The organism is Streptomyces echinatus, assembly GCF_014203595.1.
Lineage (GTDB): Bacteria > Actinomycetota > Actinomycetes > Streptomycetales > Streptomycetaceae > Streptomyces > Streptomyces echinatus.
In genome coordinates this window covers 68,688-95,337 of the sequence record NZ_JACHJK010000006.1, presented here as the reverse complement: position 1 = coordinate 95,337, position 26,650 = coordinate 68,688, and the positions used below count along the sequence as shown (strand labels likewise).

6 protein-coding genes are annotated in these 26,650 nt (G+C 75.1%); 1 reads left to right on the top strand and 5 read right to left on the bottom strand.

What is annotated here, in order from left to right; all coding sequences use genetic code 11:
- Nucleotides 1–28 precede the first annotated feature (28 nt).
- The 3 genes from FHS34_RS18095 to FHS34_RS18085 form a co-directional block, all read right to left on the bottom strand.
- On the bottom strand, nt 29–2,134 hold the full coding sequence (locus FHS34_RS18095) for an MMPL family transporter (protein WP_184966521.1): 2,106 nt from the start codon (nt 2,132–2,134) through the stop codon (nt 29–31).
- A gap of 281 nt (nt 2,135–2,415) precedes the next feature.
- Nucleotides 2,416–3,261 carry an ABC transporter permease gene (locus FHS34_RS18090; RefSeq protein ID WP_184966520.1) on the bottom strand — a complete coding sequence of 282 codons (846 nt, stop codon included), beginning with the start codon at nt 3,259–3,261 and terminating at the stop codon, nt 2,416–2,418.
- The gene (locus tag FHS34_RS18085; RefSeq protein ID WP_225817520.1) at nt 3,258–4,265 is read right to left on the bottom strand and encodes an ATP-binding cassette domain-containing protein; all 1,008 of its coding nucleotides are present in this window, start codon (nt 4,263–4,265) and stop codon (nt 3,258–3,260) included. Before FHS34_RS18085 ends, FHS34_RS18090 begins: the two co-directional genes overlap by 4 nt.
- Before the next feature lie 73 nt (nt 4,266–4,338).
- Between FHS34_RS18085 and FHS34_RS18080 the strand changes: the two genes are divergently transcribed.
- Entirely contained in the window at nt 4,339–4,944 is a 606-nt protein-coding gene (locus FHS34_RS18080; protein ID WP_184966515.1) for a TetR/AcrR family transcriptional regulator, read from the top strand.
- A gap of 91 nt (nt 4,945–5,035) precedes the next feature.
- Here the strand turns inward: FHS34_RS18080 and FHS34_RS18075 are convergent, their stop codons facing one another.
- Nucleotides 5,036–11,680, bottom strand: coding sequence for an SDR family NAD(P)-dependent oxidoreductase (locus FHS34_RS18075; protein WP_425579039.1), 6,645 nt, complete (start codon nt 11,678–11,680; stop codon nt 5,036–5,038).
- Nucleotides 11,646–26,624: a type I polyketide synthase gene (locus FHS34_RS18070; protein ID WP_184966511.1), complete on the bottom strand. Its 14,979-nt coding sequence runs from the start codon at nt 26,622–26,624 to the stop codon at nt 11,646–11,648. The genes FHS34_RS18075 and FHS34_RS18070 overlap by 35 nt, the downstream gene beginning before the upstream one ends.
- Between the last annotated feature and the right edge of the window lie 26 nt (nt 26,625–26,650).

The following is a 26,650-nucleotide window of genomic DNA, read 5'->3' as shown; positions in this document are numbered from 1 at the left end:
CCGGTCGGGGGCGCGGCGCGGCCGGGCGTCAGCGCGGGGCGAGTGTGTGCGGCGGGTTCTCCTCGAGCTCGCTTCCCCTCTCCTCGCGGCTCAGGGCGCTCGGCCACCACATCCGGCGGCCGATGTCGTACGTCAGGGCGGTGACCAGGACGGAGCGCACCACGAAGGTGTCGAGGAGCACGCCGAACGCGACCGCGAAGCCGATCTCCGCCGCGAAGACCAGCGGCAGCGTCGCGAGCGCGGTGAACGTTCCGGCGAGCACGACGCCCGCGGACGTGATGACGCCGCCGGTGGCCTTCAGGCCGCGCAGCGCTCCCTGCCGGGTGCCGTGCGCCTTGGATTCCTCGTGCACCCGTGTCATCAGGAAGATGTTGTAGTCGACTCCCAGCGCGATGAGGAAGACGAAGATCCACAGGGGGATCGCCGGGTCGGTGCCGGCGAACCCGAAGACGTGTCTGAAGGTCAGGGCGCTCACCCCGAGCGCGGCCCCGAACGACAGCACGACGGTGCCGAGCAGGACCAGCGGCGCGACGAGGGCACGCAGCAGCACGCCGATGATGAGGCCCACGACGACCAGGACGAGCGGGACCAGCAGGGTCCGGTCGTGTTCGGCGGCCCTCTTGTAGTCGAGGTTGACCGCGTTGCCGCCGCCGACCTTGGCCTGCCCGCCGGGGACGGCGTGCACCGCGTCACGCAGCCGGTCGACGGTCGCGAACGCCGCTTCGCTGTTGGAGGCGGCCGTCAGCGTGCCCTCCAGGTGGACGTGGCCGTCCTTCACCACCGGCGCGGTGACGTCGGCGATCCCGGGGGTGGCGGCCGCGGCGGACCGCAGTGGTCCGGCCGCGCCGGCGGCGCCGATGATCTGGACGGGATCTCCGCCGCCCGCCGGGAAGTGCAGGGCCATCGCCTGCTCTCCGGTGACGGCTTCGGGCTTGCTGGTGAAGGAGTCCTTCAGCCGCATGTTGTCCGCCGTGAACCCGATCAGGCCGAGCGCCAGCACACCGAGCACGACCGAGGTGCCGATCCAGGTGACGCGGGGCCGGCGGGACACCACGCGTCCGATCCACGCCCACGGGCCGCGCCGCGGCGGCTCCGGGGAGCCGAAGGCCGGCCGGACCGGCCAGAACACCCAGCGTCCGAGGACGACGAGGAGAGCCGGGAACAGGGTGGTCATCGCGGCCAGGGCGCTCGCGACGCCGATGGCCAGCGCGGGCCCCACGCTCTTGGTGGAGTTGAGCTCGGCCACGAGGAAGCACAGCAGGCTCAGTCCCAGCGTCACGCCGCTGCCGAGGATGGCCGGCCCGGCGCGTCGCAGGGCGACGGCCATCGCCTCGTGACGGTCCTCGTACCGGCGCAGTTCTTCGCGGTAGCGGGCGATGAGCAGCAGGGCGTAGTCGGTGCCGGCGCCGAAGACCAGCACGGTGAGGATGAAGCCGGTGTCCCCCTTGACCGTCAGGTCCCCGTACCGGGCGAAGAGGTAGATCGTCGCCTGGGCGACGACCAGCGCCACGCCCACGCAGATCAGCGGGGCGATCCACAGCACCGGGCTGCGATAGGTGAACAGCAGGATGACGACGACGATCGCGATCGTGAGCAGGAGCAGCGACTTGTCGGCGCCCGAGAACGCGTCGGCCTGGTCCGCGGCGTAGCCCGCGGGTCCGGTGACATGGGTGGTGAGGCCGGGGTGGGAGTGCAGGACGGACCGCATCTGCTTGACGGCGGCCTCGATCTCGCCGGCGCCCGTCTCCCCGGTGCCCCCGGACTCGATGGGGACGACGATCTCGATCGCCCGGCCGTCCTTCGCGACCACCGGGCCGACGACCGGCGCGGTGACGTGCGCCAGACCCGCGAAGCGCCGGGCGTCCTCCCTGGCGACGGCCTGGTCGGCCGCGGTGACGGCGCCGCCGTCGCGCTCGTAGAGGACGACCGCCGAGCTGACGTCCGGCGTGAACCTCTTCGCCAGTTCGAGGGCCTGGGTCGACTCGGCGTTCTTCGGCAGGAACGTGCCGACCTCGTTCTTCACGACGTCGTCGAACTTGCCGCTGAAGATGCCGGCGACCGCCAGCAGGCCGATCCAGAACACGAGGACGGCCCACTTGGTTCTCCGGCCGGACGGTATCGCTGATACACGCATGGGATCTCCGCTGGAAGGTTCGGACGGGGCGGGTGCGGACGAGGCGGGGAAGGCCGGCGTTCCGCCGCCGCCGCGCGCCGCCGTCGGGACGGTGGCCCGTGACCGGGCCGGGGTCCGGCGCGACGGCGGAGGCGGACAGGCGGGTGAACGGCCGGGGCGGGGAAGCCGGCGCGTCATTCGGCACCTTGGGCGTCGGCCGTCCCGCCGCCGTCCGCCGGGCACCCGGCGTTCTTCGGCGGGACTCCGTTCCGGCCGGCCCGGCACCGGAGCCGACGGGCCGGTCAGCCCTGCTTGCTGTAGAGGCGGAGCGTGATCGGGCCGCACACGAGGGCGATGACGGCGGTCGCGATGAGCGACCAGGCGACCGCGCCACCGGCGCCCCCGGTGTCGTTCATCAGGTCCCGGGCCGCGCTCGCCACATGGCTGAGCGGGTTGACGTCGACGAAGGCCTGGAGCCAGCCGGGCATGGTGCTGGGCTGGACGAAGATGTTGCTGGCGAACGACAGCGGCATCAGTACGGCGTTGGCGATGCTGATGACGACGGCCGGGTCCCGGACGGCCAGGGCGACCGCGGCCCACACCAGGGACAGCGCGAGACCGAAGGCGATGACCAGGGCGACCGCGGCGAGCACACCCAGCACGCCGCCGTCCGGCCGGTAGCCCATGACCAGGCCGAGGACCACCACGATGGCGGAGGCGAACAGATAGCGGGCGACATCGCTGAGCAGGCCGCCGAGCACAAAGGCGCCGCGCCAGACCGGCATGCCGCGGAAGCGGTCGAAGGCTCCGCTGCGCACGTCCTGGGCGAGACGGCCGCCGCCGTACATGGTGACGATGGCGATGCTCATGCTGAGCACGCCGGGCAGCAGGACCTTGAGGTACTCGGCGGTCGATCCGCTGATGGCGCCGCCGAACAGGTAGGTGAACAGCACCGTGAACAGGATCGGGATGGCCGACGAGTCGACGAGCTGCTTGGGGTCGTGCTTGAGCTTGAGCATGGCGCGCCTGCCGAAGGCGGCCGAGGCGGTGAGTGCTCCGGCACGCCGGCGTAAGCGTCCCGCGGCGAGCAGTGCGTCGATCGGGTCCTCGGCCGCGGCGGGGCGGGTGGAGACAGCGGGGCTACTCATGCCTTCAGTTCCTCGTGTTCGTCGGTGGCCGGGCCGGAGCGATGGCCGGTCAGGGCGAGGAAGGCCTCGTCCAGGCTCGGCTGGCCCATGGAGAGATCGGCGATGCCCACCCCTGCCTCGGCGAGCTGGGTCATGGCGCGCCCGACCAGGCGGCCGGTGTCCGTCGCGTCGGGCCGGGTGGCGAGCATCAGGGACAGGGAGAGCGGGTCGGCGGCGAGCTGAACCGTCCCCTCCAGGGCGCCGGCCAGTATCTGCAGCGCCTGCGGACGCTGCTCGCCGTCGAGGAGCCGGATGTGCAGGGTGCCCGATCCGACCCGCGACTTGAGCTGGGCGCTGGTGCCTTCGGCCACGATCCGGCCGTTGTCGATGACCGCGATCTGCTCGGCGAGCTGGTCGGCCTCCTCCAGATACTGGGTGGTGAGCAGCACCGTGGTACCGGCCGCGGCGACCCGGCGGACCAGCTCCCACACCTGGTTGCGGCTGCGCGGGTCCAGACCGGTGGTCGGCTCGTCGAGGAACAGCAGGTCGGGAGTGACGATCAGGCTGGCGCCGATGTCGAGCCGGCGGCGCATACCGCCCGAGTAGCCGCCCACCGGGCGGCCGGCCGCGCCGGTCAGGTCGAACGCGGCGAGCAGGGCGTCGGCGCGCTGCCTGCACTCCGCCCGGGACAGGCCCTGGAGCCGGCCGAGGATCAGCAGGTTCTCGTATCCCGTCAGGTCCTCGTCGAGGGAGGCGAACTGCCCGGTCACGGCGACCCGGGCGCGGATCGCGTCCGCCTCGGTCAGCACGTCGTGCCCGAGCACCCGGACCGTGCCGCCGGAGGGCCGGGTCAGCGTGGCCAGGATGCGGATGGTGGTGGTCTTGCCCGCTCCGTTGGGACCGAGGAACCCGAACACCTGACCTCGACGGATCGTCAGATCGATGCCGTCCAGCGCCCGTTTCTCCCCGTAGGCCTTGACCAGGCCGCGCGCCTCGATCGCCGGAGGGTCTTCGCCCGAATTCATTTTTGACATGCTGTAAGAATTGGCTATCCCTTACAGCTTGTCAAGGTTACGGACGCGGCCTAGGATTCTCGGCATGATCGACTCGTCCGAAGCCGCCCCGCCGCCCCGTCGCCGCCGGTCCGATGCCCGGCGCAGCATCGACGCGATCCTCAACGCGGCCCGGGTCGTGCTCGGTGAACGCCCCGACGCGAGCATGGAGGACGTCGCCGCCGCGGCCGGCGTCACGCGCCAGACCGTCTACGCGCACTTCCCCTCGCGCGACGCCCTGGTCGTCGCCCTCGTCGAGGCCGCGGCTTCCGAGTACCTCGCCGCGCTCGACACCGCCGGCCTTGACACCGCCCCGCCCGCCGACGCGCTGGCCCGGTTCCTGGACGCCGGCTGGCAGTTCCTGCGCCGCCATCCCCTGCTGCTCAACCCCAGTGCCCCCGGGGCCCCGCGGCCGGGCCGCAACGCCCTCTCCGACGTCGTGCCCCCGCGGCTCGAACGGCTCATCCGACGGGGCCAGGACGCCGGCGACTTCGGCGCGTCCCTCCCCGCCGCCTGGCTCGCCGACGCCGTCATCGGACTCCAGCAGATCGCGGCGGCACAGGTCGCGGCCGGGCGCGTGACCACGCGGGAGGCGGAGGCGCTGTGCTGGGAGAGCACCCTGCGCCTCTGCGGCGGCGAGGCGCACCGCTGACGCCACGACGGACGAGGTCCGCCCCGTCGCCGCAACGGCGGACGGGGCGGACCCAGGTGTGCTGTTCGGATCGGGCCGGGCCGGGCGCCGGTCAGACGGCGTCGGGGACGTCTCCGTCGATGAGTGCGAACAGCTCCTCGTCGGAGGCGGTGTCGAGAGCGGCCTGCGGCACCCCGGCGGACGGCGCCGCGCCGTCCGGGTGGGCGTCGTCCCACCGGCTCAGCAGGGTACGCAGGCGCCGGGTGATCCTGTCCCGCAGCTCCTGCTCGGGCTCGCCCCGCAGGAGGGACCGCTCCAGGCGCTCGATCTCGTCGAGCACCGGCTCGGACCGCGGCGCCGCCTCGGTGGCGAGCCTCGACCGCAGGTAGCCGGCGAGTTCCGCCGGAGTCGGGTGGTCGAAGACCAGCGTCGCCGGGAAGCGGCAGCCGGTCGCCCCGGCCAGCCGGTTGCGGAGGTCGACGGCGGTCAGGGAGTCGAACCCCAGGTCGCGGAACGGACTGTCGGGCTCCATGCTCTCCGCGTCGCCGCCGCCCAGCGCGCTGACCGCGTGCGACCGGACGAGCTGGAGCAGGAACCGCTGCTGTTCGGCCTCGCCCAGCGAGGCCAGTTGCCGCGCCACACCGGTGGCGGGATCGGCGGTCGCCGTCCGCGGCTGGACCGGCGCGTTGACCAGACCGCGCCACAGCGGCGGAAGCGACCCGTCCCGGGCGAGCGCCCGCAGCCGGCCGGTGCGGATGCCGGTCGCGAGCAGGACCGCCTCGGTGGAGCCGCGCGCGGCGTCGAGCAGGGCCAGCGCCTGCCGGGTGGGCAGGGGTGCGAAGTAGCCGGTGATGCGCGCCCGGCTGGAGTCGGTGATGGTCGCGGTCAGTCCGCTGGTCTGCGCCCACAGGCCCCACGCGATCGACGTCGAAGGGAGGCCCAGGGACCGCCGGTGGCAGGAGAGCGCGTCGAGGAACACGTTCGCGGCCGCGTAGTTGCCCTGCGCGGGTGCGCCGGTCAGCCCGGCACCGGAGGAGAACAGGACGAACTCGGCCAGGTCGGCGTCGGCGGTCAGCTCGTGCAGATGCAGGGCCGCGTCGACCTTGGGCCGCATCACCGCGTCGATCTTCTCCGGGGTGAGCGAGGGCAGGACCCCGTCGTCGAGGACTCCGGCGGCGTGCACCACCGCCGTCAGCGGGTGCTCGGCCGGAACCGCGGCCAGCGCCCGGGCGAGATCGGCACGGTCGGCGACGTCGCAGGCGACCATCTCCACGCTCGCGCCCAGCCCGGTCAGCTCGGCACGGACGGCGTCCGCGCCGGGCGCCGCGGGCCCGCTTCGGCTCAGCAGCAGGAAGTGCCTGGCTCCCTGCTCGGCGAGATGGCGTACGACGAGACCGGCCAGGGTCCCGGTGCCACCGGTGACGAGCACCGTCCCCTCGGGGTCCGGCGCCGGCGGCACGGTCAGCACGATCTTGCCGACGTGCCGGGCCTGGCTCATGAACCGGAAGGCCGGGATCGCCTGGCGGACGTCCCAGGTGGTCACCCGCGGCAGCTCCAGCGCACCGGCGCGGAACAGGCTCATGATCTCGGACAGCATCTCCCCGATGCGGTCCCGTCCCGCGTCGTTCAGCTCGAACGCCCGGTAGCCGGTCCCCGGGTGACTGCCCATGACCTCGTCGGCGTCGCGGACGTCGGTCTTCCCCATCTCCACGAAGCGTCCGCCGGCCCCCAGCAGCCGCAGCGAGGCGTCGACGAACTCCCCGGCCAGCGAGTTCAGTACGACGTCGACGCCCTGTCCGCCGGTCGCCTCGGCGAACTCCCGCTCGAAGTCGAGCGTGCGGCTCGACGCGATGTGCGCGTCGTCCAGCCCGGCGGCCTTCAGGACCGGCCACTTGCCCTGGCTCGCGGTCGCGAACACCCGGGCGCCGCGATGCCTGGCCAGCTGGATCGCCGCCGATCCGACGCCTCCGGCGCCCGCGTGCACGAGCACGGACTCCCCGGCCCGCAGCCCGGCGAGGTCCGACAGCGCGTAGTGCGCGGTGAGGAAGGCCACCGGCACGGAGGCGGCCTGCTCGTACGACCATCCCTCGGGGATCCTGGCGAGCAGCCGGTGATCGGTCACCGCGACCGGGCCGAACGCGTGGGTCAGCAGACCCAGGACGCGGTCCCCCGGCGCCAGCCCGGTCACCTCGCTGCCGACGGCGGTCACCGTTCCGGCGCCCTCGCCGCCGAGGTCCGCCTCGTCCGGGATCAGCCCCAGCGCGACGACCACGTCATGGAAGTTGAGCCCGGCCGCGCGCACGGCCACCCGTACCTCGCGCGGCCCGAGCGGCCCGTCCGGCGCCGGGCACTCCGCCAGCGTCAGTTCCTCCAGGGTCCGGGTGTCACCGCACTCCAGCCGCCAGGCGGCCGCGCCGGCGGGCGGCGTCAGGCTCTCGCCGTCCTCGGCCCGGGCCAGTCGCGGCACCAGCAGTCCGCCGGAGCGGACGGCGAGCTGGGGTTCCCCGCAGGCTGCTGCCGCCGCCCAGACGTCCCCCGGCCCGGCGTCGTCCGGGCCGGTGCCGTCGTCGACCAGGACGAAGCGGCCCGGGTGTTCCGTCTGCGCGCTGCGCACCAGCCCCCACACGGCGGCCGAGGCGAGGTTCGCGATCCCGTCCCCGCCGTGTGCCGCGACCGCGCCCTGTGTCCTGACCACCAGCCGGCCGGCGCCGAGGTCGTCGTCCGCCAGCCACGCCTGCAGTACCTCCAGCGTCCTGGCGGTGACCGTACGGACGCGGGTGGCCAGGTCGGTGTCGTCGCCGGGACGGGGCTCGGCGAGCCCGGGGCCGCACCACACCACGAGGTCGGGCGCGGGGGTTTTGCCGGCGACCGCCGCGCGGAGCCCGTCCAGGTCGCCGTAGGTGTCGACGACCGCGCCGGAGCGGTCGAGACGCTCGGCGACCGCCGCCCCGTCGGCGCCCAGGACCGCCCAGCGCGACCGGTCCGCCCCCGGCCCGGCCTCGGGCCGGGGGGCGGGCACCCAGTCGAGCCGGAACAGCGCGTCCCGCACCGCGCCCGCGTTCGTCGCGCGCAGCCGGCTCGCCGTCACCGGCCGTACGACGAGGGCTCCCACCGAGACGACGGGGCGCCCGTCGAGGTCCGCGGCGGTCAGCGCGACCCGGTCCGGGCCGATGCGCCGCACCTTGACCCGCAGGTCGGCCGCGCCGGGCGCGACCAGAGCCACCTCGCTGAACACGAACGGCAGCCAGAGCCCCGCACCCGCCGGCGAGCCCTCCTGCGACATGAGGACGCCGGCCGCCTGCGCCGCCGCGTCCAGCAGGGCGGGGTGCACGCCGAACCGCGCGGCCTCGCTGCGCTGCGCGGAGGCCAGGCCGACCTCGGCGAACACCTCGTCCCCGAGCCGCCACGCCCGGCGGATCCCGCGGAAGGCCGTCCCGTACGCGTATCCGCGCTCCGCGTACCCCTCGTAGAGCCGGTCCATGGGCAGCGGCTCCGCGCCGGCCGGCGGCCAGACCACGAGGTCGCCGAAGTCCTCCACGGCCGGCGAGCCGGTCAGCTCGCCGACGGCGTTCGAGGTCCATTCGCCGTCGACGGAGGTGTCCTCCGGCCGGGAGAACACGGTCACCTGGCGCTTGCCCGAGTCGTCCGGGGCCGCGGCGACCACCTGGACCTGGACCGCACCCGCCGACGGGACCGCCATGGGGGCTTCCAGCGTCAGTTCCTCGATGCCGGAGCAGCCGGTCTCGGTCGCGGCGCGCAGCGCCAGCTCCACGAACGCCGTGCCGGGCAGCAGCACCTGGTCGTCGACCGCGTGATCGGCCAGCCAGCCGTGGCTCTGCGGCGACAGGCGGCCGGACAGCACCACCGCGCCGCTGCCGGCGACGTCGATCGCGGCGCCGAGCAGGGGATGCTCGCCGGCCCGCAGCCCCGCCCTGCCGAGGGCGTCCCCGGACGGCGCCGACGGGTCCTGCCAGTAGCGCTGCCGCTGGAACGCGTACGGCGGAAGGCCGGCGGTGCCGTTCCCGCGGTGGCCGAGCACGTTCTCCCAGGCGACCGGCACGCCGCCGACGTAGCCTTGCGCGACCGAGCCGAGGAAGTCGTCCAGGCCGCCGCGGTCGCGGTGCAGGGTGCCGAGGACGAGCGCGGCGGCGTCCGCGGCGGCGATCGTCTCCTCCAGCCCCATGGTCAGCACCGGGTGCGGGCTCGCCTCCACGAACAGTTCGTATCCACGCTCGATCAGGGTCCGGGTGACCTCGTCGAAGCGCACCGGCTGCCGGAGGTTGCGGTACCAGTAGTCCGCGTCGAGGCCGGTGGTGTCCAGCTGCCCGCCGGTGACCGCCGAGTAGAAGGGGATCCGCGAGGGGCCCGGGGTGATGCCGTCCAGCCGGGTGAGCAGTTCGTCCCTGATCCGCTCGACATGCGGCGAGTGCGAGGCGTAGTCCACCGGAAGCCGCCGTACCCGGACCTCGGAGTCCTGGTACTCGGCCACCAGCTCGGCTATCGCGGCGCTGTCGCCCGACACCACCACCGAGCCGGGCCCGTTGACGACACCGACCGCCAGCCGGCCGGCCCACCGCGACAGCCGCGCCTCGGCCTCGTCGCGGCTCAGGCCCAGCGACGCCATCGCCCCCTGTCCGGACAGCGACACCAGGGCGCGGCTGCGCAGCGCCACGACCCGGGCCGCGTCCTCCAGGGACAGCGCGCCGGCCACGCAGGCGGCCGCGATCTCGCCCTGGGAGTGTCCGACGACCGCCGCGGGCACGATTCCCGCCCGCTCCCACAGGGCGGCCAGCGAGACCATGACCGCGAACAGCACCGGCTGGACGACGTCCACCCGTTCCAGGTCCGGGGCGCCGGGCGCGCCGCGCAGCACGTCGAGCACCGACCAGCCGGTGAACGGGGCCAGCGCCCGGTCGCACGCGGTGAGCCGGTCGCGGAACACCGGAGCCGACTCCAGCAGCCCGAGCGCCATCCCGGGCCACTGCGACCCCTGGCCGGGGAAGACCAGCACGGCCTCGCCGGAGCGGCCGCGCGCCGCTCCCTGGATCAGCCCCGGCACGGGCCGTCCCTCGGTCAGGGCGTGCAGCCCGGCGAGCAGTTCGGTCCGTGTGGTGCCCAGGACCACGGCCCGGTGGGACAGCGCGGCGCGCCGGGCCAGCGCGCCGGCGGTGTCGCGCGGGTCCAGGTCCGGGTGGGCCTCGGCGAACTCCGCCAGCCGGGCGGCCTGCCCGCGCAGGCCCCGTTCGCCCCGTCCCGACAGCACCCACGGCACCACCGGCAGGCCCTCCGCGACCGGCCGGGCGTCCTCGGGGCCGGACGGCCGTGCGGCCGGGGCCGTGCCCTCGTCGGCGGGCGGCTGTTCGAGGATCAGGTGGGCGTTGGTGCCGCTGACCCCGAAGGAGGACACGCCCGCGCGCCGCGGATGCCCGCCGTCGGGCCACGGCACCGCCTTCACCGCCAGCTCGGCCTCGCCCGCGGTCCAGTCCACATGACGGCTCGGCTCGTCGACGTGGAGCGTGGCGGGCACCACGCCGTGCCGCATCGCCAGCACCATCTTCATCACACCGGCCGCGCCCGCCGCGGCCTGCGTGTGGCCGATGTTGGACTTCACCGAGCCCAGCAGCACCGGCCTTCCCTCGGGGCGGTCCTGTCCGTAGGTCGCCAGCAGCGCCTGGGCCTCGATCGGGTCGCCCAGCGTCGTGCCCGTGCCGTGCGCCTCCACCACGTCCACGTCGCGCAGCGACAGGCCCGCGTTCTTCGCCGCCCGGCGGATCACCCGTTCCTGCGACGGGCCGTTCGGTGCCGTCAGTCCGCTCGATGCGCCGTCCTGGTTCACCGCCGAGCCCCGGATGACCGCGAGCACCTCGTGTCCCCGGCGCCGGGCCTTCGACAGCGGTTCGACCAGCAGCAGGGCGAGCCCCTCGGCGAACCCGAATCCGTCCGCGGCCTCGGCGAACGCCTTGCACCGGCCGTCCACCGACAGCGCGCGCTGCCGGCTGAACTCGACGATGACCCGCGGGCTCGACATCACGGTCACCCCGCCGGCCACCGCCATCGAGCACTCGCCCGACCGCACCGCCTGGCACGCCATGTGCAGCGACACCAGGGACGACGAGCACGCCGTGTCGACGGTCACCGCCGGGCCCTCCAGCCCGAACACGTACGACACCCGGCCCGACAGGATGCTCGGGGTGGTCCCGGCGACCGCGTAACCCTCCACGCCCTTGGGGTAGTCGGTGGGTCCGGCGCCGACGAACACCCCGGTGCGGCTGCCCTTCAGGGTCCCCGGATCCACTCCGGCGTTCTCGAACAGCTCCCAGCAGGTCTCCAGCAGCAGCCGCTGCCGGGGGTCCATGGCCAGCGCCTCGCGCGGCGAGATCCCGAAGAACTCGGCGTCGAATCCCGCCACCTCGTCCAGGAACCCGCCCTCGCGGACGTACGACGTGCCCAGGTGGTCCGGGTCCGGGTCGTAGAGCCCGGCCAGGTCCCAGCCGCGGTCCGCCGGGAACCCGGACACCGCGTCCCGGCCCTCGGCCAGCAGCTGCCACAGCTCCTCCGGGGAGGTCACACCGCCGGGCAGGCGGCAGGCCATGGCCACGATCGCCACCGGCTCGCCGAGCGTCGCCTCCAGTTCGTCGTTGCGCGCCCGCAGCCGCCGGGTCTCCTTGACCGATTCCCGCAGCGCCCTGGTGATCTCTTCGATTGATGCAGTCATCGGGACCTCATTCTCCGGAGTTGCGCTCGTGGCCGTCGGCACCGTGCACGGCGCGGATCAGTTCGTCCACGTCCATGTCGTCGACCGTGCTGGTCTCGTCCTCGACGCGCCGCCTGTCGTCGTCGCCGTCCGCCTCGCCCGGGGCGTCACTCGCCGGGGCGAGCCGCTCGTTGAGCTGCCGGGCGAGTTCCACCGGTGTCGGGCAGTCGAAGATGACGGTCGCGGGCAGCCGCAGACCGGTGGCCGTGGCCAGCCGGTTGCGCAGTTCGACGGCGGTCAGCGAGTCGAATCCCATCTCCACGAAGCCGCGGTCGACGTCGAGCGCGGTCGCCGAGCCATGGCCGAGCACCGCGGCGGCCTGCTTCCTGACCAGCTGCACGAGCGCCTGACGCCGCTCGGCGGCGGACATCCCGGCGAACTGGTCGGCTTCCCTGACGGCGGCGCCGGCGCCGGCGCCGCCCGTGCCGCGGACCGGCCGGCCACGGCGCGGCGCCAGCAGGCGCATCACGGGCGGGAGCGTCCCCTGGGCGTCCTGGGCACGCAGCGCCTCGCGGTCGATGTGCGCCGCCACCACCAACGGCTGCCCGGCCTGGGCCCCCTGGTCGAACAGGGCGAGGGCCTCGGCGGCGGACATGGCCTGTGCCCCGGACCGGGAGAGCCGGTCGCGGTCCACGGCGTTCATCTGGCCGGTCAGTGCGCTGTCGGGGGCCCACAGACCCCAGGCGATCGACGTGGCGGTCTGCCCGCGCGAGTGCCTGACCGCGGCGAGCGTGTCGAGGAACACGTTGGCCGCACCGTAGTTGGCCTGCCCGGGGTTGCCGAGCAGACCGGCCGCGGACGAGTACATGACGAACATGCCGAGGTCGAGTCCCGTGGTGAGTTCGTCCAGGTGCACGGCCGCGTCGACCTTGGGACGCAGCACGGGCGCCAGGCGCTCGCCGGTGAGGGAGGTGAACACGGTGTCGTCCAGCACGCCCGCCGTGTGCACCACCGCGGTGAGCGGGTGTTCCGCGGGAACCCCGGCCAGCAGGTCCGCCAGGGCCTCGCGGTCGGCTATGTCGCAGGCGGCCAGCCGCACGTCGGCGCCCATCCCGGCCAGCTCCGCGCGCAGTTCGCCAGCGCCCGGCGCGTCGGCGCCCTGCCGGCTCGCCAGCACCACGTGACGCATCCCCCAGGGACCGACCAGGTGCCGGGCCACCAGGGCGCCGAGCGTTCCGGTGCCGCCGGTGATCAGTACCGTTCCCTCGGGGTCGGGAGCGGGCGGGACGGTCAGTACGAGCTTGCCGACGTGCTTGGCCTGAGCCATGTGGCGGAACGCCTCGGGCGCGTCGCGCACGTCCCAGGTGCGGACGGGAAGCGGCCGCACGGCACCGTCCCGCAGCAGTCCGACGACCTCGGTCAGCATGGTCCGGACCGCCTCCGGGCTCATGTCCGGCACCAGGTCCACCGGCCGGTACAGCACCCCCGGACAGGCGGCCGCGACCTGCTCCGGGTCCCGGCGGTCGGTCTTGCCCAGCTCGACGAAGTGACCGCCGTTCGGCAGCACTCGCAGCGAGGCGTCGACGAGGTCGCCGGTCAGCGAGTTGACGACCACGTCGACCCCGGCGCCGTCGGTGGCGGCGAGCACCCGCTCGGCGAACGCGGAGTCCCGCGACGAGGAGATGTGGGCGTCGTCCAGGCCCATCCCCCGCAGCGTGTCGTGCTTGGCCGGGCTCGCCGTGGCGAACACCTCGGCGCCCAGATGGCGGGCGATCTGCACCGCCGCCGTGCCGACTCCGCCGGCCGCCGCGTGGACGAGGACCCGCTGCCCGGGGCGCAGGCCCGCCACGTCGACGAGGGCGAAGTAGGCGGTCAGGAAGGCGGAGGGGACCGAGGCCGCCCGCTCGAACGACCAGTCCTCGGGGACCGGGACCAGCCAGCGGTGGTCGGTGACCGTCTCGGTGGCGAACGCGCGCGGCATCAGCCCCAGGACCCTGTCGCCGGGCTTCAGCCCGGTGACGCCGGAACCGACCGCCTGGACCACACCGGCCCCTTCGCCGCCGATGAACAGACCGTCGTCCGGGGGCAGCCCCAGAGCGACCAGGAGATCGTGGAAGCTGATCCCGGCCGCACGGACCCGTACCCGTACCTGGTCCGCCGCCAGGGGCTCCCCAGTCTCCGGGCACGCCGCCACGGTCATGGCGTCCAGGACGCCGGCCGGGTCGGGTTCGAGCCGCCACCGGCCGCCGAGCGGCGGCGTCAGCCTGCCCTGCGGCGTACCCGTCGCCGCCAGCCGGGGGATCAGCAGCGCGCCCCGCCGGATCGCGATCTGCGGCTCGTCGCCGGCCAGCGCCTGCGCGAGCGCGGCGGTGCCGTCGTCCTCGTCCAGGTCGACGAGGACGATCCGGCCCGGGTTCTCGGCCTGCGCCGAGCGCACCAGGCCCCACACCGGGGCCGCGGCCAGGTCGTGCACGTCGTCGGCGTCCCCGGCCGGGAGCGCCCGGCGGGTGACCACGGCCAGCCGTGTGTCGGCCGTCCGGTCGTCGGCCAGCCAGGCCTGGATGTCGTGCAGCACCGTGCCGGCCAGGGCGAAGGCCGCACCGGGCAGGGGGGTGCCGGCCTCCGTGGCACAAGGGAGCACGGCGACGCCGGGGGACGGCGCGCCGTCGGCCAGCGCGCCGAGCAGGGCGGCCACATCGGGATGGGAGTGGACCGCGATCCCCGACGCCGGCAGCGAGCCGGCCAGGCCGAAGGTGTCCTCGCCGATCACGGCCCAGTCGCCGCCGACACGGCCCGTGGGCGTCGCCAGCGGGACCCAGTCCAGCTGGAACAGGGACCGGTGGGCCGGGCTCGCGGCCACGGAGAGCTGCTCGACCGGGACCGGCCGGGTCACCAGCCGTTCGATCGCCAGCACCGGGTCGCCGGTCTCGTCCGCCGCGGTCAGCGTCACCGCGCCGGAACCGGCCGGCGCGATGCGCACGCGCAGGGTCCGCGAACCGGGCGCGAACAGCGACACGCCGGCCAGGCTGAACGGCAGCCGCACCGTCCTGCCCCCGCTGTCGCCCTGTTCGGCGGACGGGGCGAGGACCATCGCGTGCAGCGCCGCGTCGAGCAGGGCGGGGTGCATGCCGTACCGGTCGGACTCGTCCTGCACCTGGGCGGGCGGCGCCACCTCGGCGTAGACCTCGTCGCCGCGCCGCCACGCGCGGGCCAGCCCCTGGAACGCCGGCCCGTAGGTGTAGCCGGCCTCCGCTCCCGCCGCGTAGAAGGCGTCCGGTTCCATCGGTACCGGCTCGGCGCCGGGCGGCGGCCAGGCGGCCAGCGAGGCCGGAGCGGTGCCGTCGGCCGCTGTCAGCAGTGCCGACGCGTGCCGTGTCCAGTCGCCGTCCTCCCCCTCCGGGCGCGAGTAGACGGCCAGGGGCCGGTGCCCGGAGTCGTCGGGCGCGCCCACCACCAGCTGGAGGCGCACCGGATCGGTGCCGTGCAGCAGCAGGGGTGCTTCCAGGGTCAGTTCCTCGACCCGCGGGCAGCCTGCCTCGGCTCCGGCTCGCAGAGCCAGTTCGGCGAAGCCGGTGCCGGGCAGCAGAGCCACTCCGTTGACCGCGTGGTCGGCGAGCCAGGGCCGGGTGCCGGACGACAGCCGCCCGGTGAGCACCAGGCCGCCGGTGTCCGCCAGTTCCACCGCGGCGCCGAGCAGCGGATGGTCCGGCGCCACCACACCGAGGGCTGCCGGGTCCACGGCGGCACGCTCGTCCTCCATCCAGAACCGCTGCTGGTCGAAGGCGTACGTGGGCAGCGGGACCCGCCGGGCGCCGGGGATCAGCTTGGCCCAGTCCAGGTCCGCGCCGTTCACCCAGGCCTCCGCCAGCGAGGCGGCGAAGCGGTCCATGCCGCCCTCGTCGCGGCGCAGCGAGCCCAGTGTCACCGGCTCGGCGGAGTCGTCCGCCGACAGGGCGGTGTCCATGACCGCGGCGGTCAGCACGGGGTGCGGACTCGCCTCGACGAACAGGGTGAAGCCGTTGTCGAGCAGGGCCCGGGTGGCGCGCGCGAACCGCACCGGCTCCCGCAGGTTGCGGTACCAGTACTCCGCGTCCAGCTCGCCGGTGTCGACCGGCTCGCCGGTCACCGCGGAGTAGAACGGTATCCGGGCGCGCTGCGGGGAGATCCCCTTCAGCTTCGCCAGGAGGTCGTCGCGCATCGGCTCGACCTGCGGCGAGTGGGACGCGTAGCTGACCTCGATCCGCCGGATCCGGATCCCCCGCCGCCTGCACTCGGCGCCGAGGTCGTCCAGCGCGTCGGAGTCGCCGGCCACGACGACCTGCGAGGGGCTGTTGACGGTCGCGATCGTGAGGCGTCCCTCCGCGGGGGCGAGCAGTGCCGCCGCCTGCTCCTCGTCGGTCTGGAGCGACGCCATGCCGGCGGAGCCGGTCAGCCGTGTGATCGCCGCGGACCGTACGGCCACGATCCTGGCGGCGTCCTCCAGGGACAGCGCGCCGGCCACGTGGGCGGCCGCGATCTCGCCCTGGGAGTGGCCGACGACGGCCGCGGGGTTCACCCCGTAGTGCTGCCACAGGCGGGCCAGCGACACCATCACCGCGAAGAGGGCCGGCTGCACCACGTCGACCCGCTCCAGGCCGGGCGCACCGTCCGCCTGGCGGAGCACTCCGGTCAGCGACCAGTCGGTGTACGGCGCCAGGGCCTGCTCGCATTCGCGGATGTAGGACGCGAACTCCGGTGAGCTGTCGAGCAGTTCGGCGGCCATCCCGGTCCACTGGGAGCCCTGTCCGGGGAAGACGAAGACGGCTCGCGGCTTGCGCCGCGCGGTGCCGTGCACCAGCCCGGGGCCGGGCTCGCCGTCGGCCAGCCGGGTGAGGCGGCCGAGGTAGTCGTCCCGTCCGGCGCCGAGCACCACCGCGCGGTGCGGCAGCGCCGCCCGGGTGGAGGCGAGGCTCCAGCCGATGTCGCGCGGCAGCACGCCGGACTCGTCCGTGAGCAGCCGGCGCAGCTTGCCGGCCTGCTGCCGCAGCGACGCCGGGGACGCCGCCGAGACGGGCCAGGGCACCGGCGGGGCCGGCGTACCGGACGCGGTGTCGTCTCCCCGCGCCTCTTCCTCTTCCCGCTCGTGCTCCTGAGCCGGTGGCTCTTCGACGATGAGGTGGACGTTGGTGCCGCTGACCCCGAACGCGGACACGCCCGCGCGCCGCGGATGGCCGCCGTCGGGCCACGGCACCGCCTTCACCGCCAGCTCGACCTCACCGGCCGACCAGTCCACCTTGCGGCTCGGCTCGTCGACGTGCAGGGTCGCGGGCATGACCCCATGACGCATCGCCAGCACCATCTTCATCACGCCGACCGCGCCCGCCGCGGCCTGCGTGTGACCGATGTTCGACTTCACCGAGCCCAGCAGCACCGGCTTCCCGTCGGGGCGGTCCTGTCCGTACGTCGCCAGCAGCGCCTGGGCCTCGATCGGGTCGCCCAGCGTCGTGCCCGTGCCGTGCGCCTCCACCGCGTCCACGTCGCGCAGCGCCACGCCCGCGTTGGCCGCGGCCTGGCGGATCACCCGTTGCTGGGACGGCCCGTTCGGTGCCGTCAGCCCGTTGGACGCGCCGTCCTGGTTCACCGCCGAGCCCCGGATGACCGCGAGCACCTCATGGCCCTGGCGCCGGGCCTCCGAGAGCGGTTCGACCAGCAGCAGGCCGAGCCCCTCGGCGAACCCGGTACCGTCCGCCGCCTCGGCGAACGCCTTGCACCGGCCGTCCTCCGACAGCGCGCGCTGCCGGCTGAACTCGACGAACACCTTCGGGCTCGCGATCACCGAGACACCGCCGGCCACCGCCATCGAGCACTCGCCCGCGCGCAGCGCCTGACAGGCCATGTGCAGGGCCACCAGGGACGACGAACACGCCGTGTCGACCGTGATCGCCGGGCCCTCCAGCCCGAAGAAGTACGACACGCGTCCGGAGATCACCGCCGGTGTGCTTCCGGTGACCGCGTACCCCTCGGCGCTGGCCGGTGCCAGCGGCGCCCCGGTGGCGTAGTCCGTCGGACCGGCGCCGACGAACACTCCGGTGCGGCTGCCCTTCAGGCTCAGCGGGTCCACTCCGGCGTTCTCGAACAGCTCCCAGGAGGTCTCCAGCAGCAGCCGCTGCCGGGGGTCCATGGTCACCGCCTCGCGCGGCGAGATCCCGAAGAACTCCGCGTCGAACTCCGCGACCCGGTCCAGGAATCCGCTCTCGCGGACGTACGACGTGCCCAGGTGGTCCGGGTCCGGGTCGAACAGCCCGGCCAGGTCCCAGCCGCGGTCCGCCGGGAACCCGGACACCGCGTCCCGGCCCTCGGCCAGCAGCTGCCAGAACTCCTCCGGGGAGGTCACGCCGCCGGGCAGGCGGCACGACATGCCCACGATCGCCAGCGGCTCGTCCATGGCGGTGGTGTTCTCGGACGTCACGGCCGGTGCGGCCGATTCTCCGGGGGCGAGTTCGAGCAGGCAGCCGGCGACGGCCGCGGCGGTGGGGTAGTCGAACGCGAGGGACGCCGGCAGGCGGAGCCCGGTGGCCGTGTTCAGCCGGGTCCGGAACTCGACCGCGGTGACGGAGTCGGACCCCATCTCGCTGAAGGGCCGGTCCGGGTCCACGTCGTCGGCACGGCCGTAGCCCAGTACGGCCGCGGCCTCGGTCCGGACCAGGTCCAGCACCGCCCACTCGTGCTCGGACTCGGGGGTCCGCGCCAGCAGTCGGGCGAGGGCGCTCTCCCCCGCCTCCTGCTCGCCCTGGCCCGGCGCACCGCCGGCGACGCCCTGGACGTCCGGCAGTTCGTCGAGGAACGGCCGGGGGCGGGCCGCCGTGTAGAGCGGGGCGAACCGTTCCCACTCCACATCGGCGACGGCCACGGAGGTCTCGTCCTGGTCGAGCACGTGCCGCAGGGTCCGCAGCGCCTGCGCCGGGTCCAGGAGCGGGAGGCCCTGCCGTTCCGACTGGCTGGTGAACATCTCCCGCACCGCCGGATCGTCGGAGTCCTCCCCGAACGCGTTCCAGAAGCTCCACGCGACGGCGGTACCCGCCCGGCCGCCGGCACGGCGGCGGACGGCCAGCGCGTCCAGGTAGGCGTCGGCGGCCGCGAAGACGCCGTTCTCGGCGGCGCCCCAGACGCCCGCGACGGAGGAGAACAGGACGAAGGCGTCCAGGGAGTCCTCGCTCAGCAGCTCGTCCAGGACGCGCGCGCCCGTCGCCTTGGCGCGCAGTGTGGCGGCGAGCCGCGCCGGAGTCGTCCCGGACAGCGGGCCGGGCTCGGGGACGACCGCCGCGTGCAGGACGGTCCGCACCGGACGCCCGGCGGACCGGGCCTCGCGCAGCAGTTCCGCCATCGCGGCGCGGTCGGCCACGTCGCAGGCCACCGTCGTCACCGAGGTGCCGGACTGCGCGAGTTCCGCCTCGAGTTCGGCGGCGCCCGGTGCGGTGCGGCCCCGTGTGCCGGTCAGGATGACGTGCTGCGCGCCGGAGGCCGCCAGCCACCGGGCCAGGCGCCGGCCGAGCCGGCCGGTACCGCCGGTGATCAGCACGCTGCCGTCCGGCCGCCAGGTCCGGGGCGCGGGCCGCTCGGCCGCCGGGTCGCGCACCAGCCGCCGCACGTGCACACCGCTGTCCCGAACGGCCACCTGGTCCTCGGCGCCCAGGCCGCCGCCCAGTACCGCGCACATCCGCCGGAGCGCGTCCTCGCCGGGTGCGGCGGGCAGGTCGATCAGGCCGCCCCAGCGTTGCGGGAACTCCAGTCCCGCCACCCGTCCCATGCCCCAGACCTGGGCCTGCTCGGGCGATCGCAGATCGTCGCCGTCGGCGTGGACGGCGCCGCTGGTCACCAGCCACATCGGGAGGTCGGCCGCTACGTCGCCCAGTGCCTGGACGAGGGCCAGGGTGGCGGACGTTCCCGCGGGGACGTCCGGGAAGTCCTGGTGCGGGCGTTCGTCCATCGCCAGCAGCGACAGCACACCCGCCGCGTCCGCGGCCGACGCCTCCCGGAGCAGGCCGGCGATGTGCTCCCGGCCGTCGCGGGCCGGGTCCGGCGTGAGCTGCCGTACGTCCGCGCCCCCTGCGGTGAGGGCGGCGCACACGGCCGGGGCGAGGTCCCGTCCCGGTCCGGTGCCGGGAGCCAGGACCAGCCAGTCCCCGCTGAGCGGCGCCGGGGCGGGATCGGCGGCGGGCCGCCAGTCGACGCGGTAGCGCCAGGCGTCGAGTTCGTGGCCGGCGACGTCCGGCAGCGCGGCCGGCTCCGTGTCGCCGCCGGCGAGGGCCGGCTGCCAGTCCACGTCGGCGCCCTGTGCGTACGCCTCGGCGAGGGACGTCAGGAAGCGCCCGGTGCCGCCGTCGTTCCTGCGCAGCGTGCCCAGGGCCCGGGCGCCGGTGCCCGCGGCGTCGACCGTCTCCTCGATCGCCGGAGTGAGCACCGGATGCGGGCTGGCCTCGATGAACAGGGTGTGGCCGTCCGCGAGCAGCGTCTGGACCGCCTCCTCGAAGCGCACGCGCTCGCGGAGGTTGTAATACCAGTACTCCGCGCCGAGTTCGGTGGTGTCCAGCAGGCCGCCGGTGGCCGACGAGTAGAACGGCACCTTGCCCGCACGGGGCGTGATGCCCTTGAGGACGTGCCCGAGGCGTTCACGGATCCGCTCCACGTGCGGCGAGTGCGAGGCGTAGTCCACGTCGACGCGCCGGAACCGGACGCCGTCGCTCTCGCAGAGAGCCGCCATCTCCTCCAGGGCGCCGACGTCGCCGGCCACCACGACGCTGCTCGGACCGTTGACCGCGGCGATCGACAGACGGCCCGCGAAGCGGCTCAGCAGGGTGGTGACGGCCTCCGCGTCGAGGGCGACCGAGGCCATGCCGCCCCGGCCGGACAGCTGCGCCAGTTCGGCGCTGCGCAGTGCCACGACCCGGGCCGCGTCCCGCAGCGACAGGGCGCCGCAGACGTACGCGGCGGCGATCTCGCCCTGCGAGTGGCCGACCACGGCCGCGGGCGTGATCCCGTAGGAGCGCCAGAGCTCGGCCAGCGAGACCATCACCGCGAAGAGCGTGGGCTGGACGACGTCGACCCGGTCCAGCGACGCGGCGCCGGGTTCACCGGCGATCACCGCGCCGAGCGACCAGTCGGTGAACTCGGCCAGGGCCTCGCCGCACGCGCTCATCCGCTCGGCGAAGGCCGGCTCGGCCGCCATGAGTTCCGCGGCCATGCCCTGCCACTGGGCGCCCTGTCCCGGGAACACCAGGGCGGTCTTCGGGGCGTCCGCGACCGTGCCCCGGATCAGGTTCGCGGCGGTACGGCCCTCGGCGAGCGCGGTCAGCGCGTCGCCGAAGCCCTTGGTGTCGGCGGCCAGGACGACGGCGCGGTGGGCGGCCGGGCCCGGCAGCGCGGCCAGGGAGGCGCCCACGCCGAGGGCGTCGGGTTCCGGGCTGCGGGCGGTGAGGTCCCGTACCGCGGCGGCACGGGCGCGCAGGCCGGTGGCGCTGGCGGCGGACATCACCCAGGGGATCGCCGGCCGGTCGCCGGGGAGTTCGGCGGCCTCGCGGTACCAGTAGCGGCGGTGCTGCCACGGATAGGCGGGCAGGCTGACGGGCGGGCGCTGCGCCGTGGCCGGGGCGGGGGCGGCGCCGGTCACGAAGAGTTCCGCCGCGGTGGCGGCGAGCCGGTCCACCGGGTCCTCGGTGCCCGTCCCGGCTCCGAACCGGCCGGCCAGCGTGGCGGGCAGGTCCTGCGGCAGGACGTCGAGGAGCGCGTCCACGCCCGCGTCCGTGATGTCGTCGGCCAGGCTTTCCGGCAGGCCGGCGGGCCGGTCGCGGCGTGCGCGCCGGGCCAGTTCGCCGGCCGTCACGGCGAGGTCCTCGCCGTCCGCGGACAGCTCGGGGATGCGGCCCGGCCGCGGTGCGACGCCGGACATCTGTCCGGCCGCGAGGCGCAGCGCGTCGTCCAGGTCCAGCCGTCCCGCCGCCCAGGCGGCGCCCAGCTGTCCCGGGCCGGCGCCGATCACGGCCTGCGGCGCCAGTCCGACGGTCGCCCACAACCTGGCCGCGGCGACGTGGTGGCACAGCAGGTGGGCCGCGGCGAGGCCGGCCGGGGGCTCGCCGAACGGGTCGACGACCGCGCCGGTCAGCCCGGTGAGACGTTCGGCGCAGGAGCGCAGGCCGGCGGCGTACTCCGGCAGTCGGGCCAGCCGGTCGCGCAGGGCGGCGGACGGGGGTTCGGCTCCGAACCAGAATCCGACGGTGCGGTCCGCCCCTTCGGGCACCTGCCCCTGCCGGGCGGCGGGCGTGTCGTTCCCGCGTGCCGCCGCCTCCAGGGCCGCCACGACCGCGGGGGCGTCCTGGCCGGTGACGGCGAGCCGGTGGCTCAGCCAGGAGCGGCGGTAGGCGGCGGTGTAGACGATGTCGTCCAGGTCGTCCGGCGTCTCGCGGAGCCGGGCGGCGAGGCGGCCGGCCGTCTGGCGCAGCGCCGGCTCCGCGGCCGCGGTGACCATCAGGACGTAGGGCGCCCGGCGGGGCGGCGCGGCCGCCGGCTCCGGGGTGGCCGGCGGCTGTTCGACGACCACGTGCGCGTTGCTGCCGCTGAACCCGAACGAGCTCACGCCCGCTCGGCGCGGGTGGTCGCGGCGCGGCCACTCGCGCCGCTCGGTCACCACGGAGACCGGCAGCTTCTCCCAGTCGATGTGTGACGACGGCCGGTTCAGCGGATGCGGCGGCAGCTCCCCGCGGTGCAGCGCGAGGACCACCTTGAGCAGGCCGGTGACGCCGGCCGCGGCCTCGAGATGTCCGATGCTGGCCTTGGCCGCGCCGATCAGCAGGGACTCGTCCGCCGCGCGGCCGGAGCCCAGTGCCTCGGCGAGTGCGCGGACCTCGATGGGGTCACCGAGGGGCGTTCCGGTGCCGTGGGCCTCGACGTAGTCGACGTCGCGCGGCGCCCAGCCCGCGGCCTCGACCGCCCGCTTGATGACGGCGACCTGCGCGGACGCGCTGGGCACCGTCATGCCGCCGCTGGCGCCGTCCTGGTTGACCGCGGTGCCGCGGATCACCGCGTAGACACGGTCGCCGTCCCGCCGCGCCGCGCCGAGCGGCTTGAGGATGAGCGCCGCCGCGCCCTCGCCCCGGCCGTAGCCGTCGGCCGCCTCGTCGAAGGTCTTGCACCGGCCGTCGGGGGCGAGTGCGCCGGCGCCGGACATGGAGACCGACACGGTGGGGGCGACGATCACGTTGGCCCCACCGACCACGGCGATCTCGCAGTCCCCCTGCCGCAGGCCCTGGCAGGCCAGGTGGACCGCGGTGAGCGAGGACGAGCAGGCGGTGTCGACGGCGATGCTGGGGCCGCTCAGGCCGAGGAAGTACGACAGGCGTCCGACGGCCGCGGCGAAGGTCGTGCCGGTCCCGTAGAAGTGGTTGACGTCGGCCATGTCACGGGTGAGCAGCTGCTGGTAGTCGGCGGTGTTGAGGCCGAAGTAGACACCGGCGGCCCGGCCGTCCAGCGCGGGTGCGGGCTGTCCGGCGTCCTCCAGTGCCTCCCAGGCGACTTCGAGGAGGAGCCGGTGCTGCGGGTCGAGCGACTTCGCCTCGCGCGGGGAGACCCGGAAGAACTCCGCGTCGAAGCCCTCCACCCCGTCGAGGAAGCCGCCGCGCAGCGGGACGTCCGGCCCGGCCTCGGCCCAGATGGGGTCGGCACGGCGGCCGGCCGGCAGGTCGCGGATCGCGTGGCGGCCCTCGGCCAGCAGCGTCCAGAACTCCTCCGGCGAGTTCGCGCCGGGCAGCCGGCACGCCATGCCGATCACCGCGACGGCGTCGTCCAGCGATCCGTCGTCGTCCGCCGGACCGCCGGACGGGACGGCCGGCGAGGCCGTCCGTTCCGGGTCGCCGGTCTCCGGGGCCGCTTCCGCCAGGAACGCGGCGAGGGCCTCGACCGTCGGCTTCTCGAAGACGAGGGTCGTGGGCAGTTCCAGGCCGAACTCGGCGGCCAGGCGGTCCCGCAGCTCGACGGCGGTCAGCGAGTCCAGGCCCTGGTCGAACAGGCCGCGCCGGCGTGCCGGCGGCTGGTCTCCGGAGAGGCCGAGGACCGCCGCGACATGCTTCTCGACGCGCCGCAGCGCGGCTCCGCCCGTCTGCGGCCTGACCGCTGGGGCGGGCGCGGCCGCCACGGCCTCGGTCCCGGCGGCCGGCGCCGCCCCCGTGGCGCGGGTGCTCGCCGCGGTCTCCGTGCCGGGGGTGCCCGGGGCGGTGCCGTCCTCCGGGCGCGCGACCATCTCGCTGATGACCCTGCCGTCGTCGTCGAGCAGGCTCACGCGCACCTGCGCCGGTGCTGCACCGGCCGGGCCGCGTCCCTGCTCGCCGGGCTGGACCCCGGGCAGCCAGTAGGAGTCGCCGCCCCAGGAGGGCACCGGCAGGGTGCGGTAGCGGGCGGGCGTTCCGGTGACCTTCGTCCAGTCGACGTCGACGCCGCTGACATGGAGCTGCGCCAGCGTCCTGTGCAGCGCGAGCGGCCCGGACTCGCCACGGCGCAGGGTGGCCGTCACGGGCCCCCGGCGCCCGCGGTGGCGGGCGGCGTCCGCGAGCTGCCGGATCAGTGTGGGGTGCGGGCCGATCTCGACGAGGGCCCGGTCGCGCTCGGCGAGCAGCCCGTCGATCGCGGGCCACAGGAGCACGGGGTCGGTGAGGTTGCGTTCCCAGTAGCCGGCGTCGAAGCATACGTCGGGTTCGTCCGGCAGCACGCTGGAGACGATCCGCACCGTGGGCGCGGCGGCGGTGAGACCGGCCAGTGCCTCCCGCAGCCGCGGGCCGCACTCGGCCACCACCGGGCTGTGGAACGCGTAGCCGCCGGGCAGCCGCTTGCACCGCAGGCCGCGGGCCTCGACGGCCTCCGCGGCCGAGTCCACGGCGTCCCCGGGGCCGCTGAGCACGACCGCCTCCGGTCCGTTGACCGCGGCGACCACCACCGGCAGGCCGGTGCCGGCCAGCAGGGCCAGGACCGTGTCCCGGTCCGCGCGGACGGCCAGCATGGCGCCCCGGCCCACCGTCTCCTGCAGGATCTGTCCGCGCCGGACGGCCAGCCGCAGGGCGTCGGCACGGGTGAGCGCGCCCGCCGCGTGCGCGGCGGCGATCTCCCCGACGCTGTGTCCGGTCACGGCCCCGGGCCGGATGCCGCATTCGGCCAGCCGGCCGGTCAGTGCCGTCTGCACGGCGAGCAGGGCGGGCTGGGCGATGTCGGTGCGGTCGAGCCGGCTGTCCTGCTCGCCCCGCCGCAGCTCGTCGATCAGCGACCAGCGGGCGTCCCGCCGGATCAGGGCGTCGCACTCGTCGAGGGTCTCCCGGACCACGGGCGAGGCGTCGTACAGGTCCATCGCCATGCCGGCCCACTGCGCGCCCTGACCGGAGTACACGAACACCGGCTCGGGGGCGCCCTCGGGGTCCACGGCGCCGGTGTAGGCCCCCTCCGGCGCCTCCTCGATGTCGCGCAGCGCCGCCGCCAGTTCCTCCGGTCCGGCCGCGACGGCGGCGAACCGGTGCCGTTCGTGGGTCCGCCGGGTCGCGGCGGACGCGACGAGGTCGCCGAGTGCGTCGGCCTGCGCGGTCATCCGCCGCGCCATCCCGGCGACCTGGCCGGCCAGGCCCTCCCGGTGGTGGGCGGAGGCGAGCAGCACGTAGGGGCCGGCCGGCCGGTCGCCCGCGGGCTCGGCGGCGGGCTCGACGCCTTCCGCGATCACATGGACGTTCGTGCCGCTGAGCCCGGACGAGCTGACCCCGACGCGGACCGGACGGTCCGTCTCCGCGAGGCTGACCGGGCTGAGCGGCACCGCCAGCGTGCCGCGGTCCCAGGGGACCGCCGAGGTGAGCCGGCCGGGATCGGGCTGGGCGGGCACCTCGCGCGCGTTGATGACCCACAGGCCCTTCAGCAGGCCTGCGACTCCGGACGCGCCGTCGGTGTGCCCGAACACCGCCTTGTTGGAGCCCACGTAGAGAGGCGCGCGGCCCGCCTCCCGGCCCCTGCCGTAGACCTCGTCCAGCGCCATCAGCTCGACCTGGTCGCCGAGCGGGGTCCCGGTGCCGTGGGCCTCCACGTAGTCGAGGTCCGACGGTTCGATCCCCGCGGTGCCGAGGGCGGAGCGCAGCAGCGAGGCCTGCGCCGCCCCGTTGGGCGCCGTGATGCCGAGGCTGCGGCCGTCGTGGTTGGCCACCGACGCGCGCAGCACCGCGTAGATCCGGTCCCGGTCGGCGAGGGCGTCGGGCAGCCGCTTCAGGACGAGGACGCCGCATCCGTCACCGCGGAGGATGCCGTCGGCGTCGGCCGCGAACGGACGGCACCGTCCGGTCGGCGAGATCGCGCCGATCCGGCTCATGAAGACGCTGAGCTCGGGCGTGATCATCAGGCTGACGCCGCCGGCCAGGGCGATGTCGCTCTCCCCGGACCGCAGGCTCTGGCCGGCCAGGTGCACGGCGAGCAAGGAGGAGGAGCAGGTGGTGGTCAGCGAGGCCATCGGCCCGTGCAGGTCGAAGGTGTACGCCAGCCGGCCCGCCGCGAAGCTGAACTCGTTGCCGCTGGCGTAGTGCGGCCCGATGCCCTCGATGCCGAGCGTCTTGGTGTGCAGCGTCGCGTAGTCGTGGGCGAACATCCCGAAGAACGCGCCGGTGCGGGTGCCGCGCCAGGCGTCGGCGGGCCGGCCGGAGTCGCTCATCGCCTCCCAGGCCACCTCCAGCAGCAGCCGCTGCTGGGGATCCATCGCGCTCGCCTCGCGTGGCGAGACCCCGAACCAGGAGGCGTCGAACCGGTCGATGTCCTCCAGGAAGCCCCCGACATGACTGGCCGTACCCGCGCCGGCGTCCCCGCGGGCCCAGCGGGTCGCGGGGACGTCCCGGAAGACAGTGGTCGCCGATCTGAGCGCCGCGCCGAAGGAGTCGAGATCGCGGGCGCCGCCGGGGAACCGGCAGCCGATGCCGACGACGGCGATCGGCGTGGCGTACGGGCTCATCAGCGGTCGTTCTGCCATTGAAGATATTCCTTGCTCTACAATGA

What these genes read in the sequence shown, in the direction of transcription:
- FHS34_RS18080 (WP_184966515.1), top strand. Translation starts at nt 4,339, where the DNA reads ATGATCGACTCGTCCGAAGCCGCCCCGCCGCCCCGTCGCCGCCGGTCC.
- FHS34_RS18085 (WP_225817520.1), bottom strand. Translation starts at nt 4,265, where the DNA reads ATGAATTCGGGCGAAGACCCTCCGGCGATCGAGGCGCGCGGCCTGGTC.
- FHS34_RS18090 (WP_184966520.1), bottom strand. Translation starts at nt 3,261, where the DNA reads ATGAGTAGCCCCGCTGTCTCCACCCGCCCCGCCGCGGCCGAGGACCCG.
- FHS34_RS18095 (WP_184966521.1), bottom strand. Translation starts at nt 2,134, where the DNA reads ATGCGTGTATCAGCGATACCGTCCGGCCGGAGAACCAAGTGGGCCGTC.
- FHS34_RS18070 (WP_184966511.1), bottom strand. Translation starts at nt 26,624, where the DNA reads ATGGCAGAACGACCGCTGATGAGCCCGTACGCCACGCCGATCGCCGTC.